The 17953-nt window shown below is 55.7% G+C and carries 8 protein-coding genes; 2 read left to right on the top strand and 6 right to left on the bottom strand.

Going from position 1 to position 17953, the window contains the following annotated elements; translation table 11 throughout:
- Nucleotides 1-2 precede the first annotated feature (2 nt).
- Together Pla100_RS02845 and Pla100_RS02840 are read left to right on the top strand one after the other, a co-directional pair.
- Nucleotides 3-1466 (top strand): DUF1501 domain-containing protein, encoded by a 1464-nt coding sequence (locus Pla100_RS02845; protein WP_146576127.1) that lies wholly within the window; start codon nt 3-5, stop codon nt 1464-1466.
- A gap of 355 nt (nt 1467-1821) precedes the next feature.
- On the top strand, nt 1822-2856 hold the full coding sequence (locus Pla100_RS02840) for a DUF6807 domain-containing protein (protein WP_146576126.1): 1035 nt from the start codon (nt 1822-1824) through the stop codon (nt 2854-2856).
- A gap of 22 nt (nt 2857-2878) precedes the next feature.
- Here the strand turns inward: Pla100_RS02840 and Pla100_RS02835 are convergent, their stop codons facing one another.
- From Pla100_RS02835 to Pla100_RS02810, 6 genes are all read right to left on the bottom strand, one after another.
- The gene (locus Pla100_RS02835) at nt 2879-4216 is read right to left on the bottom strand and encodes a sulfatase-like hydrolase/transferase (RefSeq protein WP_146576125.1); all 1338 of its coding nucleotides are present in this window, start codon (nt 4214-4216) and stop codon (nt 2879-2881) included.
- 390 nt (nt 4217-4606) lie between these two features.
- Complete coding sequence (locus Pla100_RS02830) at nt 4607-5998, bottom strand: arylsulfatase (protein ID WP_231602604.1); 1392 nt, start codon at nt 5996-5998, stop codon at nt 4607-4609.
- A gap of 101 nt (nt 5999-6099) precedes the next feature.
- On the bottom strand, nt 6100-9306 hold the full coding sequence (locus Pla100_RS02825) for a DUF4838 domain-containing protein (protein ID WP_146576124.1): 3207 nt from the start codon (nt 9304-9306) through the stop codon (nt 6100-6102).
- A gap of 22 nt (nt 9307-9328) precedes the next feature.
- Nucleotides 9329-10786, bottom strand: a complete 1458-nt coding sequence (locus tag Pla100_RS02820) for a DUF1501 domain-containing protein (protein ID WP_146576123.1) — start codon at nt 10784-10786, stop codon at nt 9329-9331.
- 83 nt (nt 10787-10869) lie between these two features.
- On the bottom strand, nt 10870-13674 hold the full coding sequence (locus Pla100_RS02815) for a PSD1 and planctomycete cytochrome C domain-containing protein (RefSeq protein ID WP_146576592.1): 2805 nt from the start codon (nt 13672-13674) through the stop codon (nt 10870-10872).
- An 83-nt stretch (nt 13675-13757) separates the two neighbouring features.
- Nucleotides 13758-17702, bottom strand: coding sequence for an outer membrane protein assembly factor BamB family protein (locus Pla100_RS02810; RefSeq protein WP_146576122.1), 3945 nt, complete (start codon nt 17700-17702; stop codon nt 13758-13760).
- Nucleotides 17703-17953 lie beyond the last annotated feature (251 nt).

The raw sequence follows: 17953 nt of genomic DNA, 5'->3' as shown, positions 1-17953 counted from the left end.
GGATGAACCCCGTCACTTCTCTACCATTGGGCCGCCGCGAAGTTTTACAACAAACCGCGTGCGGGTTTGGTGCGCTCGCTGCGGGAGCATTGGCGGCCGAGTCTTCGACTGCGGGGGCCGCGAATAAGGTCGCCGCAAACCAAACCGGATCAATCACGGGGATGGTCGCGCCCCATCACCCACCGCGAGCCAAGCGAATCATTTTTCTGTTCATGCAAGGAGGAGTCAGCCAAGTCGATTCTTTTGACTACAAGGTGGAGTTGGCCAAACGTGACGGTCAGTCGATGTCGTTCGATGACGCGCGCACGATCGCCAAAACCGGCAAACGCGCAAGCGAACATCGATTGATGCGTTCGCCTTGGAAGTTTCGTCCCTATGGCGATACCGGCCGACATGTTTCGGATTTGTTTCCCGAAACGGCGCGGCATGTGGACGACCTTTGCTTCTTGCATGGAATGCATACCGACGGCGTCGCTCACGGGCCAGCGACGTTGTTCTTGCACTGTGGTGCAACTAATTTTGTACGTCCCTCGATGGGATCATGGATTCATTACGCGCTCGGTTCGGAGAATGCCAATCTTCCCGGTTTCGTTTCGATCTCGCCGTCGATCGGTAACGGAGGACCTCGAAATTATGGCAATGCTTTCTTGCCCGCTCGGTTTCAAGGGACGCCGATCGGTGGGGCCGAAACCGACGAGCTTGTGATCGATAGTTTAACGCGACCGGGATTAACGGATCCGAAACGGCAAGCCGATCAACTGAAATTCATTCAACAACTCAATCGTGTGCAGGCGGATCGACGCGACATTGCCAACGGCGAGTTTGATGCGATGATCGAATCCTATGAAATGGCGTGGCGGATGCAACAAGTCGCTCCCGAAGTCATGGACCTGAGCACCGAGTCGCAGGCGACCCGATCGAGCTATGGACTCGATCAACCCGAGACACGAGCCTATGGTAAGAAGTGTTTGTTAGCACGCCGTTTATGCGAGGCCGGTGTTCGGTTCGTGCAGGTCAACTACGGTGATAACTCCGCCAATCCGGCCTGGGATCAACACAGCAATTTGCCCAAGCACGCCGAACACGCCAAAGCGGTCGACCAACCTATCTCGGCATTGTTGTCCGATCTCAAGCAACGAGGCTTGCTCGAAGACACGATCGTGTGGTGGGGCGGTGAATTCGGACGTACGCCGTACTCGCAAAGCAACGGAACCGGACGCGATCATAACCCCGGAGGCTTTACGGTCTGGTTGGCGGGTGGCGGATTCAAACCAGGTTTCGCATTCGGCGAAACCGATCCATTTGGCTTCACAGGCGTCCAAGGGAAGGTTCACGTGCACGACCTGCATGCCACGCTGCTACACCAGTTAGGACTCGATCATGAGCAGCTTACCTATCGCTACGCCGGACGTGATTTTCGACTCACCGACGTGTACGGTCGGGTGGTCAACGAGATCATCGCCTAATCACATCACGCCTAGCAGTCTGTTGATTTCGTCCTCATCGAAACCCGCTGCGTGAGTTTTGACGTTGCGCTTTTGCCTGTGGCATTGGTTTGTAGTAACCCGAAGCGTGAGCGAGGGATGAGCCAATATCAATTATCCCTCGCTCACGCTTCGGGTTACGAAAAAAGTGCAACTTCAAAATGCGTGAAAGAGCGATACTTAAAAGAGAATTGATGGCGTTCGATCCCTCGCTCACGCTTCGGGTTACGATTGAATCAGCAGCCCGCTAGCGTCCGGTTTCAGCTGGTAACCGCGAGAAAACGCTCTAGCGGCCAACCCTAAATTCGAATTGGAAGAAAGCACCCGGAACCCCCAAATGAGAAAACGAACTGCACGGTTGGTCGCTCGAGTCCTTCTTTGGATACTCGTAGTCGTCATGAGCGTTAGCGGCCAGACCTGCAATGCCGAGCCGCCGGAAATGCCGGTGCGTTGTGAAGTGGTGCCTTTGCCTGGGCAAAGAGTCTCGCTTCGAATCGACGGAGTCGAAAAGACCTGTTGGAATTTCGACGACGGTTCGCCTCGACCGTTTTTCTATCCCGTTCGTGGTCCTCAGGGCGGTGACCTCACTCGAATCGGTCATCCCGGCGCACCGAACCATGATCACCATCGCAGCATCTGGTTTGCGCATCACAAGGTCGACGGACAGGACTTCTGGGCAGACGATCGCGGCACCCAAATTCGTCAGAAACGGTGGATAGCCTATCAAGACGGTGATGAAGAAGCCGTCATGGCATCCCAATGCGGCTGGTATGGCATCGAAGGCGATGAATTGATCGAGCAAGAGCTGATCGTTGCGTTGTTGCCGCTTCCCAAGGAGGAATACGCGTTAGAAATTCAAACAACCTTTCGACCGGGACAAGGTCGCCAACAGACGCAGTTGGATAAGACGAACTTTGGAATGCTGGCCGTTCGTGTTGCCAAATCCATCTCCGCGCACTTTGGCCAGGGGCGCCTAACGAGCAGTGAAGGATTGCAGGGAGAGAAGGCTGTCTTTGGTCAACCCGCCCGATGGATGGACTACAGTGGCCCGGTTGCCATCGGCCAGGGCGAATCGCGTCAGATGGTCACGGCAGGGCTGACCTTTTTCGATCATCCAGACAACCCATGTCATCCGACACACTGGCACGTTCGAGACGACGGTTGGATGGGCGCCGCGTGTTGTTTTGAAGCCGAATATCGGCTGTCCCAAGAACAACCGTTGGTGCTGCGTTATTTGATCCACGCCCATGCCAGCGACGAACCGCATGATGCGACTGAGGTGTTCAATGCCTTTAGCCATCGCCAACCATTTAAGATACAACCATCCGAAGAACCGCACGTGCAGTTTCAGGTACGACGCGTCATTGAATGACCTTACCTTTGGATATGTATGATCAAAGCCCTAGGTTCTCGAAGGCATCTACGAGTTTTTGACGAACGGCATGACGGGCTGAGTCATCTTGTTCCGCGTGGAAGGGGTACGCTTCGGTAGGATCTTCGGACATGTGAAACAAGCGTCCGTCGCGATAGAGTTTCCAATCTTGTGTTCGCACCCATCGCATCCCTGAACTGACTCCGTCGGGCTCGACACCTCCCGGTTTGGGAAGCACGGCTTCTTCGCAATAAGCGAACGCGCGTGGAGAAACTCCGGTGCCAAAAAGCCGATCAGCAAAACTCACTCCGTCTAGGACCTGATCAGAAGGAGGCGAAGCACCGGCGAGTTCGAGAAACGTCGGCATGATGTCGCTGAAATCGACCAGGTCATCGACTTCTTGACCGGGGCGGATCGTTCCACGCCAATTGGCGATCATCGGCACGTTGGTGCCTGCGTTGGTGAGCTGCTTCTTTCCACCGGGCACATCGAGCCCGTTGCGCCGAGAGACCACGGGCGTTCGGATTAAATCCGATCCGTCGGCGCGGATGATGATCTCCGGTGGCGTACCGTTGTCGGCAAGAAACAAGATCAATGTATTCTCCCGTAGCTTGAGCGCCTCCAAGGCGGCAACCATTCGTCCAACGGCGCGGTCCATCTCGGCAACCATTTCCGGGTAACTGTCATAGCGGTCAAACGGGCCGTGCGGCACTGGCGGATTCAAATCGTCGGTAACCTCGTGCGCAACCGCCATCGAATAATATGCCAAGAAAGGTCGATCACGATTCGCTTTCATGAATTCGATCAGACCGTCTTGATAGAGGTCTGGACCGTAATGGCCGATCGTATCCTCGCGGACCGTCCCATTGCGATAAATCATCGGTTCGTAGTAGCGAGGGCCCTCGTGCCATCCGAACAAATCCCATTGGTCAAAGCCCATGCGCTTCGGATGCAGCGGATCATCTTTCAACAGACACAACTGCCATTTTCCCGCGATGTAGGTCGTGTAACCTGCCCGCTGCAAGCGTCGGCTAAAAGTCAATTCCTCAGCGGCTTGCGGATAATCGCCCCAGGCCACCTTGCCATGGCGAAACGGATACTTTCCTGACATCAACGTCAATCGCGACGGATGGCAAACCGGCATACTGTAGGCATGACGGAACTTCATCCCCGTCCGTGCCAATTCGTTCAAGTGCGGCGTGGGATAAGACTGGCCGCCGTAACACTCCAACACCTCTTGTCCGACATCATCGGCAAAAAGAAACAGAATGTTTGGTGGACGAGTCTCCGCCGCGACAGCCGATCCCATCGCAATGCATAACCAAATAGCTCGGCAGTATAGGGATGGTCGAAAAGCCATTTCATTCCTTCAATCGAACGCTACCACGGATGAGATGGCAACATTCTAATCAGATCCGAAGACGTTCTGTCGTCGATTGCACTCGATACCTCAGCTTTACTCTTCCAGAACTCCGCGAATGTAAGCCGAACGATCCGTGGTGATTGAACCCGCATTATTCACCAAGGACGAAATCGGTTCTGCGTTTTGAGGTTTGGCCATTGCGAAACGCAGCGAAGCGGATTGCGAGTCTGATTTTGACCGACCGCGCACAACGCCCCCCTCCCCACCTCGATGCGGTCGTGGAACTGTGCGAGCACCTGGAGTGCGCCCAACGAACCGGCGACGGTGACTCGGACTTCTAGTACGCGGCCCACTGCCCCGGTTCACCCGCCTGGGCAGATAGAACGCTTACGCCTTGCGCATCGCGGCAACGACCTCAGGGTGAGATTCGATCACGTTTTGTGTTTGACCGGGATCGGACTGCATGTCAAACAGTTGGCTATTGTCGACGAATCGATACCGTTGATTGCGGATGGCAAACTTCTTGTATTGAAAGTCGTTCGGTTCGGCCCCGGTCGGCCAACGACCGCAGTGGGTGACAAGGTATCGATCGTCCCAAGTAGCATCAGGGTCGGCGATCAATGACAATAGGGACCTGCCCTCGACTTGACCGGTCGGCAGTTCGGCTCCGGCGAAATCCGCGAGCGTTGGAAACAGATCGATGTGTGCGGCGATCTGATCGACTTGATTGCCGGCTTGGATCTTGTCGTCCCAACGAACGAGAAATGGCACCCGCACACCTCCCTCGTCGGGTGAACCCTTGGTTCCTTTCATGCCCGCGTTGTACGCAACCAGTTTCTTGCCGTCGGGCGTGGTTCCGATTGCTTTCCCGATTCGTCCCAAACCGTTACCGGCTGAGCCGTTGTCGGACATGAAAATGAGGATCGTATTTTTTTCTAAATTCAAGCGAGCCATTGCTTTCGCGAGCCGACCCATGTTCTCGTCGATGTTTTCGATCATTCCATAGAATCCGGACTCACCTTCGCTCAGGCCGAGATCCAAGAACCGCTTGGCATTCTTTTCTGGAGCGATGTAGGGAGAGTGCGGGGCGTTGGTGGCGATGTACGCAAAGAACGGTGAATCTTTCCGGCTCGTCGTTTCGATCCAATCAATCGCCGCATCAAAAAACACGTCGGTGCAAAAGCCTTTCGTTTGGACGAACGTGCCGTTGTGGCGAATCACCGGATCAAAGTACTTGTTTCCCGGCGCGTCCGCACAACTACAGTTGTACGCTTGCCCGATCCCTCCGGCCCCATGAATGAATGATTCGTCGAACCCGCGTGCGTTCGGTTGGTAGGCGTCTTCGTCGCCTAGGTGCCACTTGCCAAAGATCGCCGACGTGTAACCGACCTTCTTAAGCGTTTCGGGCAACGTGACAGCGTCGAGCGTCATCCGTTCCCGTTCCAAGATGGTATGAGTAACGCCGTTCTTCATCGGATGTCGACCGGTCATCAAAGCGGATCGCGTCGGTGCGCACGTCGGGCTGACCAAGAATCGATCGAACCGGGTGCTTTGATCGTATAGTTGATCCAGGTTCGGCGTTTGGATCCATGGATGTCCGACTCGACCGAGAGGCGCGTAACCTTGATCGTCCGTGATCACCAAAATGACATTTGGTCGCGAGCCACGTAGTTCAGACTCCGTCGCGACCGCATAAGCTTGGTGAGAAATCAAAATCGGTATCAAGCCGACGGCGATCAAAACAATCTTGAGCCAGAGCGGACAAGCAGGTTGGGGCACAGTAATCTCCGAATGCAGCGGGGCGAGTGGTGAGGAACGAAGGGGAGCATAGTATAGAAGAAACGGCGACGGAGAGTCGCCGCCACTAGCATAACTCGCTACTAGTCGATCTCGCGATTCTTCATTGAGTCGCGTTGCGCCGATCTGACCTCTTCGATCGATCGCAAAATATTGACCCGCCAAGTTCCTTGCAAACGATCCGGATCGGCTCGATTGAGAGTGTTTAACGCCTCGGCGTATTGGCCGCGGCGACTTTGGATACGAGCAATCCCTTGTAGTGCGGCATATTCTCCAGCACCTCCAATGCGTTCGCGACCGGCGACGATGCCCATGAATCCCTCCAACGCTCCGTCGTCATCGGCCATGTTGGTTTCGCGGTTCAAAGCGAGCGTCAAAAGCAATGACTCGCGACTGCGTCGTTCGCTGGTCCAAGGCAAAGCCTGGGTAAGATCCGCCTCCGCCTTCGTCCCCTCTTTGAGGATGTAATAAGCTCGCCCTCGCAAGTAGAACCCGTCACCGCGCTTCCAGAAAGGCCACGATTTCAAATCCTCATCGGCGAATTGAGCGATCACTTCGGACGCTTTTCCCGTGGCAAGTAGGTGCTGCATCTGTGCCGCTTTTTTCACCGATGCGATCGGCATGCGGTCGATGATCGACTCGGCGTTTGCTTTGTCCAACAGAGCCGCCTGTTCCAATGCGACGGACTTTTGCAGATCACTGATCTTTTCCATTTCGGAAAGCTCTAGGAAAGCAACTGCCTTGCGTTGCTGAGTGGCTCGGGAAAAGCCGATGGCAAAATCAGTCGCATCCGAATTGGAATCGAACTGGTGAGAGCGTCCGTCGTAGAAGTGTGCGAACTTCATCGGGACATGGAAGCCCGTTGTGCCGGTCGGTGACAGCGCGCTGAGTTCCAGGCCGTCGTCGCGGATTCGTTGGCGACATAGATTGATGTGCCACGGAAGACTCTGCGTCGGATGCCGACCGATGACCTGGTTCAGCGGATCGTTCTCGTCTGCGGTCACCGGCAACCGAATCTCGACCGTCCAGTGATCATCGGCGATGTGCGTGCCCACTTCGGCCTTGGAATCCCAACTCAACGACTGTCCCTTGGAAGCGGCCCGATCGAGATCGACGATATGACCGGTGGGGCTGATGGCAATCTGATAGTAAGAATGAGTTTCCGTGGCGAGGTGGATCTCGATAGCGTCGCCGTGCCAAATCGCTTGATCGTCGTCGTGAGTCGAAGAAGAGACTGGTTTCTCGCCGGGATGTTCGTCACATCGAATCGCAAAGTACAGATTGCCGCCTTGCCATCCGGCTTTGAATGAGGTTTCGAACGTCGGCGTTCGTCCGGTTTGCAGTTCCCGGAATCGGCCTGTGGCCGCGGCGGGACAGTTCTGCCAGTATTCGTCATCGAGTTTTCCATCGATCACAATGTCGTATGCGTCGCCGACAAGCCGCACCTTCGGAACCGGGCCTCTTTTCTGTCCGAGTTGCTGCGTTTTCATACGTAGGCCCTTGAGATAATCGTCGATCAGGGCGAGCCGTTTCCCGTAAACGCTCGCCGAGTCGACTTGCTTCTTTGCTTTGTCGAACAACGTGAGCGCTTCGTCAGCTTTCGCCTTGTTCTGATCCATCTCAATCCAGTTCGCTTCGCAATAAGCAAAGAAGGCGAGCATCTCATATTCAGCAGGACCATAAAACAGAGTGCAATATTCACGCATCATCGCGTCGACGTGCGCGTCGCGTCCGCCCCAATACATGCGAGCGGTGAAGTAAACCAGAAAGTGGTTTAGCCCGATGTCTTTATTGCCGAAGTCGCGCGACACACTGAGCCAGATATCTTCACCGGCGGAGATTCCTTTCGTGGCGTGGATGCTGTCGGCGATCGAACCGGCCGCGAAGCTGGGCAGGTACCAACCGCGATCAGTGAAAGGATAGTTTTCAAAGTTCAACAGAGGATTGTCAGTTTTCTTCAACCATGCCGCACGCAAAGCTTCCGGTGACGATTCGCCCTGGCCTTTGGCGCCCGACTTATTGATCGGTCGCCGGCCGCCGACGATGCAGACTTGCACGTTCGGTTCGAGCTTGTCGATGTTCAGCGGCGGCAACGTGTAAACGCCATAGGCGCAATTGAGTACTTTGGCTTTCGGATGCGACTTAGCGATCTCCTTCGCGACTCGGTTGACAAAGTCCCAAACATGATCGCTTAGTAGACCTCGCTCATTCCGCTCGGGTGAATCCTTGCCTTTGCATTTTTCACATTGGCAGATCGCGGTGTAGCCGTCGGGCGGCATGATCGAAACGGTTTCAAAATTGTAAGTATCGAGCAACGCTCTTGCCCACCGTACCGTTTCGTCGAAAAGTTCTTCGTTAGAGTAACAGACCTGGCACTTTGAATCGCCTGGCTTGAAGTCCGTCTTGCCGCCGTAGATCGCGAACCAGTCCGGATGCGCGTCGAACACGGCTTGGTGGTTGGTCATCGTCGATATGCCGTGAGCGATCTGTAGTCGTTCGTCATTTCGCAGACCGAGACGCATGACCCACATCGATGTTTCGGGACCAGCGGTGCTGAAACGAAAGTTGAATTGACGCAGCGGGAAATCAGGCTGCACGGTTTCGTCGATTTGCGACAACGGGATCGTCGCCATCGTCGGCAGCACTTCGCCCAGTTCGCCCGGCAGATACCATCGAGCGCCGAGCTTGCGCAGGTAGCCGCAGACGGCGTTGAAGCTGCCACGTTCGTCGAGTCCCCAGATGTCGAGGGTTTCTTTCGGCTGCGTGATCGCGCCATCGGGTTTGCCGATGTCGCCGGGAAGTCGCAGACGGTTCTTGTACAAACCGCGAGCCGGCATGCCGTACGGGGCACCGATGATCTTTTCCCATTCGGCTTGCGCTCGAGGGATGTCGCCGTTGTTCTTGGCAAACGGTTCGCCGGGCGTGAACTCGCTGTCGTCACCGATGAGCGCCATCCAGTCCGATCCCGTGGTGATGCGGTAAGCACCGTTTTTGAGTCCATCGGCCGTAATCGGATTGTGTTCACTCGTACCGATAAAAATCTTTACCCGCTGACCGCTCGGTGCGGTTACGATCGGCAATCTCGCACCACTGATCTTTTCGATTTGCATCCGGAACTCATGTGCGGCGACACGTTGCATCCGCGTCGGGTTCTCATCAATGATGATCTCGGCTTGTGGCTGCCCTTCTCTCGCAATGAACGATTCAGCCGCATCGACCGCAACATCGGCTTGAAGAAGCTTTAAAGCGAAACATGCGAAACATGCGAGACATGCGAGAACGAATTTCATAAGAATCTCAAAAGTGGGATCACTAAGTCAGAATCTCTTTAATCACATGCCCTTCGACGTTCGTCAGGCGGCGTTCGATTCCGTTGTGCACGAACGTCAACCGCTCATGATCCAGGCCCAGCAGATGCAGTATCGTTGCGTTGAAATCGTACAACGGGCGAATGTTCTCGACCGCTTTCTGTCCGAGTTCATCCGTCGACCCGTGACTGACGCCCGGCTTCACGCCCGCCCCGGTCATCCAGCAGGTGAAGCCGTCGGGATTGTGATCACGACCTTTGGCCCCTTTTTGAAAGAACGGCATCCGGCCGAATTCGGTACACCAAACGACCAACGTGTCTTCTAACAAGCCTCTCGCTTTCATGTCTTTGATCAACGCCGCTGCGGGTTGATCGAGAATGGCGGCGTGCTTGTCGTACTGTTCCTTCAACTTGCTGTGCCCGTCCCAATTCAGTTCGCCACCGCTGGCGTATGCCCCGTTAAACAATTGCACGAACCGAACACCACTTTCGATCATTCGCCTGGCCAAGATGCAGTTGCGGGCGAACGCCGCCCGATTGGGATTCGACTCGTCATCGGCACCGTAACTTTTCAAGACATGGGCCGGTTCAGAACTCAAGTCCGTGATCTCGGGAACGCTGAGCTGCATGCGGGCGGCGAGTTGATAGCTGGCGATGCGAGCGGCGAGTTTTCCGTCATCGGGATGTTGTTGAAGATGTCGTTCGTTGACGCGTTGCAATAGCGTTCGGGCGGCGAGATCGGATTCAACACTCACGCCGGAAGCCGTTAGATGCCGAATCGGTTCTTTCGAACTCATCGGCGTTCCCTGGAAAGCGGCCGGTAAGAAACCAGGACCCCAGTTGTTGGAACCGTTTTGCGGAACGCCTCGCGGATCGGGCATCGCGACATAAGCGGGCAGATTCTGGTTCTCGCTTCCCAACGCGTAACTGACCCATGAGCCGAGGCTCGGAAAGCCGTCCAGCGGTGTTCCCGTCGATAGAAAGTTTTCCGCCGGGCCGTGGGTGTTGCTCTTGCTAGTCAATGAATGAACGAACGCGATGTCGTCGGTTAGTTCCGCCAAATGCGGAAGCATGTCGCTGACCCATTTCCCCGTTTCGCCGCGCTGCCGAAAGGTGTACTGCGGACGAGCGAGGTCACCGGCCGGGCCTTGAAACGTCACGGCCAGGCCACCTTCGAGCGGCTTGCCGTCGCGTTTGATCAGTTCCGGTTTATAGTCCCATGTCTCAAGCTGACTGACCGCACCGGCGCAGAAGATCACAACGACCTTGTTGGCTTTCGCCGGGAAATGGCTGGGTCGCGGGACGAACGGACGCGCCGGATCGACGACCGGCGTGCCGTTCGAATCGAACGACGGTTCCGATGCCAAGAGACGGTCCCCGGCCAACAGATCCAGTAATGCGATCGAACCGAGTGCGGTGGCGGAGTCGGATAGGAAGCTCCGGCGATGGGTCGGATGGTTCATGGTTGGGGGTGGCGTTGTCGTTGGCGTTTGGAAGTGGCCGGGTCGGTTTAGGTTTAGGTTTAGGTTTAGGTTTAAGTTTAAGTTTAGGGGAGGAATAGGAACTCGTTGCTGTTGAACAAGACACGACATAGGGTTGGCAAGCCGTGGGTGCGGACGACCGGTTCGGCGTCGGATGATTCCTCGGCGGATGGCTTTCGGTTCAAAGCGATTTCATACGCTTGTTGAATCTGAGCGATCACATCTTCGCCGACTTCGTCCTTCACTCGCGATGCGAACGCTTCGGACTGCTCGATTGTGAAACGACTGTTGAACAGGTTGAGTGCTTGAATCGGTGTTGTCGATTCCACACGACGCGGAGTGCTCTGGCCCGCATCGGGGCAATCAAACGCGCCGAAGACCGCATCCCGTTCGCGACGCACTTTGTGAGCGTAAACCATCCTTCGCAAGCCATCCCCGGCAAACGACTCCACGGGGGTGAATCCCGATAGCCCGCCTCGCTTGTTGAAAAGGTCAAACCCGGGGCCTCCCATCCTCATGTTCAGTTGTCCGCTCGCGACAAGCATCCCGTCGCGAATCACTTCCGCTTCCAACCTGCGCGATGGGAATCGCCACAACAGTTTGACATCCGCATCGATCATTTCCGCGTCCGCGTTGTGCTGTGTGGATTGGCGATACGTCGATGACAAGACGATCAAGCGATGCATCCGCTTGATCGACCAATCCGATCGAATGAGTTCTTGCGCAAGCCAATCGAGCAATTCGGGATGCGACGGCTCGACTCCGTTTCGTCCAAAGTCGTTCGCCGTTTCGACTAGTCCGACGCCAAAATGCCATTGCCAAATTCGGTTCGCCATCACTCGAGCGGTAAGCGGATTGTCGGGGCACGCAATCCAATCGGCCAACGTCTGGCGACGTGTTTGTTCGACCGTCGCCTCGGGCAACGACAATTCCCCGATCGCACTGAGCACCGCCGGCACGACAGGTTCGGCAGGCTGTTCCGGATCGCCGCGTCTGAGCAGGTGAATCTCGTCCGGCTTGCGAAACCTTCCGGCGAATACTTTCTGACCATTGCCGGCCGCTTTGATTTTTGCTTCCAGTTCCGCTTTCTCTTTCAACAAGCCACTTGCTTGGCCAGCCTCTTCGGGGGTCAGTCCCGCGATCCAAATCGACGGCGCTTTCGATGATTCATCGGTTCTCGGTTCGCGATCGGTCGAATCGGCAAGCAATTTCCAGGCATCGCCGACGAACGCTTCGATGCGATATTCCGTTGCCAGTCGATCATTGAATTTGCCTTGCCGATCGCGTCCCCACACGACACGGTCAATCTCTTGCTCGGTCTCGAATTCCAATTCAACCCAGCCTTCGCCTACGCCGCTGGACATCCAACTGCGAGAATTCCCATACTTGCCGTCATGAATGAAACGCGGTTCGTGTCGATTGGCAACGATCTTGTCGCCCGATGTCGTCGCGACGGTTCCCAAACTCGCCAACGCGATGTTTTGCCCCGCCTTGTTGAAAACCTCCAGTTCGTCGATGCAAGGTTCCAAACGATTCGTCGCCAAAACCGTGAAGCGAAGCCGCGTCGTCCTTACGGGAGTAAATCGATCGGTGTTGATGGTCGCGAGTATAGAGGAACGTTTCGAAGCGACAGGCACATTCTGTTTGACACTAGTCACTTCTGCATCCGCATCGTCGGTTGAAACCGGACGAGCCAACGGCACGAAGCTGGCGAGCCGCTGATCGATTTGCGAGACGCGTTCTTGCAATCGCTCGGCCTCGGCTTTCGCCGCTTCCGCCTCGGGCGATTGGATTTCACGATCGGCGTACTCGACCCCCGCGACGAAGGCCTGCATCGCGTAATAATCCTTCGCGCTGATCGGGTCAAACTTGTGATCGTGACAGCGCGCACATCCGACACTCAGACCCAGAAACGTTTGACTGATGTTGTTGACGATCTCGTCGAGCGAATCTTGCCGCGCCAGCCGCATCGACGGCGCGTCTTTGCCGATTTGTCCGGGCAACAAAACCGATGCCGTTACTAAAAAGCCGGTCGCCGCGTCTGCGCCCATCGCATCGCCGACAATCTGTTGTTTGATGAACTGATTGTAAGCCGTGTCGTGATTAAACGCATCAATCACGTAGTCGCGGTAAGGCCATGCATTGGGCCGTTCGGTGTTGACTTCGAAACCATGCGTATCGGCATATCGGACGACATCAAGCCAATGTTGTCCCCAACGTTCGCCGTAACGAGGCGACTCCAACAGTCGGTCAACGACCTCGACATACGCCGACTCTCCTTTCCGGCTCTCTTTTACGAAATCCGTCGTCTCCTGCGGATTCGGCGGGAGCCCGGTAAGATCGAGCGTAACGCGACGAAGCCAGCTAACCACATCCGCCGTTGGTGCGGGTGCCAAACCGTGACTTTGCAAACTCGCGAAGATGAAACAATCGAGCGCGCCGCGAGACCAATCGTCGTCGCTGAGCCGTGGAACATTGGGCGACCGAATCGGCTTCAGTGACCAGTGATTAAGACGATCTTCCAACTGCGCCAAATCAACCCCGTCAGGCCAAACCGCCCCCGCATCGACCCATGTTCTCAGCGTGAGGATTTCCTCGGTCGACAACGGATGGCCCTCGGGGGGCATCCGCGAATTGTCATCATCGCTGCTGACTAACTCGATCACGGGACTCTCGTCAGCCTGTCCGGCTACCAAACTCGGACCATAGGCATCGCCTCCTTTGAAGGCTTCTGATTTGACATCCAATCTCAAGCCGCTTTTTTGCTTCGTTTCACCATGGCACGAATAACAATGCTTCTGAAAGATCGGACGAACATCGCGAACAAAGTCGACCTCGGCGGCCGGCGCGTCAACGGCGGTGTGAAGCATGACGATCATCGTCGCCATGAGTAGAGATATCAACATGCTCGTTACTTAGAAATCGAAACCAACCGCTAACCGTCAACCACGAACTATTGTCCGAAACACATTACCGTACCGTCGAGCGTCGATAAGAAAAGGCTTCCGTTGGCGCCGGCGAGACCGTCCCAGGTGGGCAGCGAAGGCAATTTCAGTTCGTTGGAGATCGTGCCGGTGTCGATACTTACCGACAACAACGACGAGCCGTCTTCGCCTTCCAACGCGGCATCCTGCAACGCGAGTTCTTGTTGAACTTCATCATCGTCATCGGAAAGCTTGGCAAACGTTTCTTCTTCGTTGATCGTATCGGGCGGTCCCACGATGAACAGGTTCGAACCCGCGAGTACCATCCCACGCACGTAGATCGGCACGTCACTGGTCCACTTTGGTTTGACGAGGCTTTCGCCCGGTTTCAAGGTGCTGTTCCCGCCCGCTTTTTTGTTGCCGACCTGTCGCTTGGTTGCCACGAATTGAACGGCCTGACCGAACTTGCCTTCGATCGAGCGGACGCCGTCCATGGTTCCGTTGTTGCGATGCACGCTGTGGTCGCGGGCAGTTCCGTCGTCAAAGCTAACCGCCAAAACCGCATCGGAGGACAACTCGGTGCCTTCACGATATCGCTTGGTGATGCGATCGCCGTCGATGGCTTCAAAATACAAACGAACTTCATCGATCACTCCGACGAACGGCATCGGGGATTGGTAGTCGCCAACGGCCGACTGTCCGTCTTCGCCGATATCAAGTCCTTGAACCGGATCGGTATCCAATAGTTCATTAGCAATGCCGGTGGCGGCAAGTTCACCGTCGACATACAAGTGCATCTGTTTCGATTCGTCGAGTACGCCGACGATGTGATGCCATCCGCCGATAATCCGTTTGGGACCCGATACGGTGCTCAGCTCCCGGCGAGCACGAACATGGAACTCGGGTTTGCCGTCTTTGAGCGAAAGGGCAAACCCGGCGGTTGGTCCACCCCGCGCCAAAATCACGCCTTGCGGTTGAGTCGACGTGATCCACGCTTCCACCGTGATCGGTTTGCCCAGGGGATTCAAACTTTGAGACTTAGAAAATGAGATGCCGGAACCGCTTGGTTGCTGTCCCTTGCCTTGGCCATTTCCCTTGCCTTGGCCACCTTGTACTTCCGGGATTTCGGGAGGATTCGGATCGGCGGCAAACAGCTGATGCTCCAGCACGGTCGTCCATCGCAAGTACTGCGGTTTACGACCATAACCGTAGACATAGCCATTCCCGTTGACGAGGATGCGACCCGATGGGGCAAACCGGCCTGCTTGGTAGTAGCCGCCATGGCCGCCCGCGAAGCTTTGTCCGAGAACCCAGTACGAGCGATGGAACCACGTGTCATCGAGGAAACCCATCGGTGCAAAAATGTGGGCGTCGGGCCCGCGTTGCTTGCTGACCTGGCCAACAAAATCTCCTGAATTGGGACCGATCTCCAATCGATTGCCTTCCAGGTCGAACTTCTGTGACTTCATGAAAACGTGTTGTCCGTCGCAGGTCAGGATGTCTGGTAAACCGACGGGCATTTGCAAGATGGCCACCTTCTCTTGCATGTTGTTGCCGGTTTCCGGATTCGTTTCATCCATGATGGTCTCGGATAACTTACGGCCGGTTTTTAAGTCCAATCGTATCAACCGCAATCCACCGTCGAGGAAGTTTGAGCGACCCGCAACACAGTAAACCGTATCATTATGAATCAGTACGCTACCATGGACCGGCCAAAGCGATTCAAGTTGTTCATACGCCATCGTGCGTCGATCCAACGGCGCGGCGCGATAACGCCAAACGAGTTCACCCTGAGGTGTCAAACAATAAACCCAACCGTCGGCGCCACCAAAAACAACGCGACCACGGTGAACGGTCGGCGGGGAATCGATGCGGGCACCGGCGGTGAAGGACCACTCGATCGACCCCGTGGATTCGTTCAACGCGTGCAACGTGTGCCGGTCAACTTGTGCGACATAGACAAGGCCATCGGCGATCACCGGTGACGTCAAACGACCTCCTAATTTGGCTTGCCACTTTTGCTTGACCGGCTCGTCGATCGGCATGCCGGTCGTTCCGCTGCGGTTGGAATCATGCCGATACGTCGGCCAATCATTGGCTTCCGTCAAGGTATCCGATTCGGTGAGTTCTCGCCCAAAGGCGGGCCCCTGTTCGTGCCGTCCCGACTCGGGGACTTGTTTGGGGATCGGACGCGTTGGAGCCATCGGTGCGAGCGCGTTGAATCCGAACAATTTAGCCTCGGGGTAACACGCACAATTATGTGGTGGCGCATAAGTCAGACCATTGCACGGCATCACCCCATACAAACATCCGCCACGAACCCAGTGGTTAATGTCCCAGTGCTCGCTGTCGGGATCGACAAACTCGGTCCCGGTCCGCGAAGGGATCAAGTAATTGTCGGTCGCCTTGGCAATATAACAGCGGTGATGAAACCAATACGTGTCGACGTCGGGGGCAAACTGTTTCATGACGACACCGGTTCGCGGATCGCGTCCGGTGTAAACGCCGGAGTCCTTACCCGAAGTAAGTGGTGCCAGCCAAATCAATCCATCGACGACCATTAAGTCTTGAGGCGACTGGTAACCGCTACTTGGAAATTGAGCGTCCCAGAGTTTTTTGCCGGTCTTGGCGTCGGAACTGATCATCTTGCCGTCGCCACCGGCGTACAGGACGACATCCTCGTACACGACCAGTCGAGGTCCGAAATTGAACGTGAATGATTGACGCCGTGTGACCGGTTCGCTTTCCCATGCCAACTCTCCCGATCGTCCGTCCAAGCTGACCACTTTCTCGCCGTCGTGGAAATAGATTTGGGTTTGATCGCCCTGAAGCGTTTGGGCCGCCAAAGATAGGGGCGAGATCTTCGTCTTTTTGGCCCATAACGGTTTGCCGGACTTGGCTTCAAACGCCATCAGTACGCGAGGCTCTTCATTCCAAAAGAATTCACGCGACCGAGCTTGATCGCCCACGACGGGATGAAGCGGCGCGTAATCTTCCAATTCCGCTTGGCCTTTTCGCACGACGAGGAACAACAAATCGCCCGTCGAAATGACTTCTTCGGTTGCGTCGCTTCCTTCGTACGTTTGCAACACCTCACCCGTTGCGGCATCGAGCGCTGTCAATGGTGCGTTGTAACCCAAGGTCACGTAAACCGTTTCGTCGATCGCAACGAGTCGACGCGACAACTGGGTCGGTCCGCTCTTGAGCGGCCAAAGGTGTGGCTGCCATTTCGCGATGTCTTTTTTCCAAAGGATCGTTCCGTTGAACGCGTCTCGCGCAATCAGTTTCCATTTGGGTGGCAACTGAATCGAGATCCGGCTGCCTTCGTCCATGATGTAAAACATTCGCCCGCCGGTCGAAACGAGTGCACTCATGCTCGCCATGCGATCGTGGTGTCGGGACCATCTCGGACTGCCCACCCATTGCAAGTGCCGTGGTGGCGCGACGACGTCGTCATGGGCGACTGAGTTGCCGGTCGCGTCGTGTAGATAATGGGTCCATTGATCAATGTTCTCAGGCCGCGGTTTGACGGTCTTCGTCCAGATTCCGTCTTGCTTGATCATGGCCACGCCGTTGGGCACCAAAACGCGAAGGACTTCTTGCATCGAGACAGCGTCCAGTTCTTCGGCAACTAGCAAATTGACAAGGTTGTCGACGTACGGCAGTTCGGCACCGGAAAAATGATCGAACGCCACGTCGCCGTATCCGCCCGAGGCCCGCACGCGAGATCGAACCTCGTCGACCAAGGCCGCATCTCGAATCAATCCGTGTACCTGAGTCGCGTCGTTCTGCCGAAGCGCTTCGGTTAGAGTTCCATCGCCCGCTCCCAGATGGACAACAAACCCGCCTTTTACACCGGACGTTTCAATGAACGTCTTCGCTTGCGAAGTCGGATCGGCCGCTAGTAGCCCTGTAGCCGATTGAAAAACTAGATTGAAAGCAAGAAAGACACCGAAGTACGGATGAATTCGCATAGGTCGATATTCGGTTATAGAGGGCGGATCAATAAGCCGTCATTGTAGCCGTCTGTATTTTCTCGTGGTCTTTCAATGCCTGAAAATTGCCGGGCTCGACCAGCGGTCTGCGAGTCTCTTGAAAGTTCTTATCTCGTAGCAGAACGCGTTTCAAAAGCTTTTTTCGACGGGCCAGGGGTAGGCCTACATTGGTTGCAAGCCGTCACAAACCCCCTAAACTGTGCAGGCCTCACCACGAGCCCTGCGTTTCG

The sequence above is a fragment of the Neorhodopirellula pilleata genome (assembly GCF_007859915.1).
GTDB lineage: Bacteria > Planctomycetota > Planctomycetia > Pirellulales > Pirellulaceae > Rhodopirellula > Rhodopirellula pilleata.
This window is presented reverse-complemented; position numbering and strand designations above follow the sequence as displayed.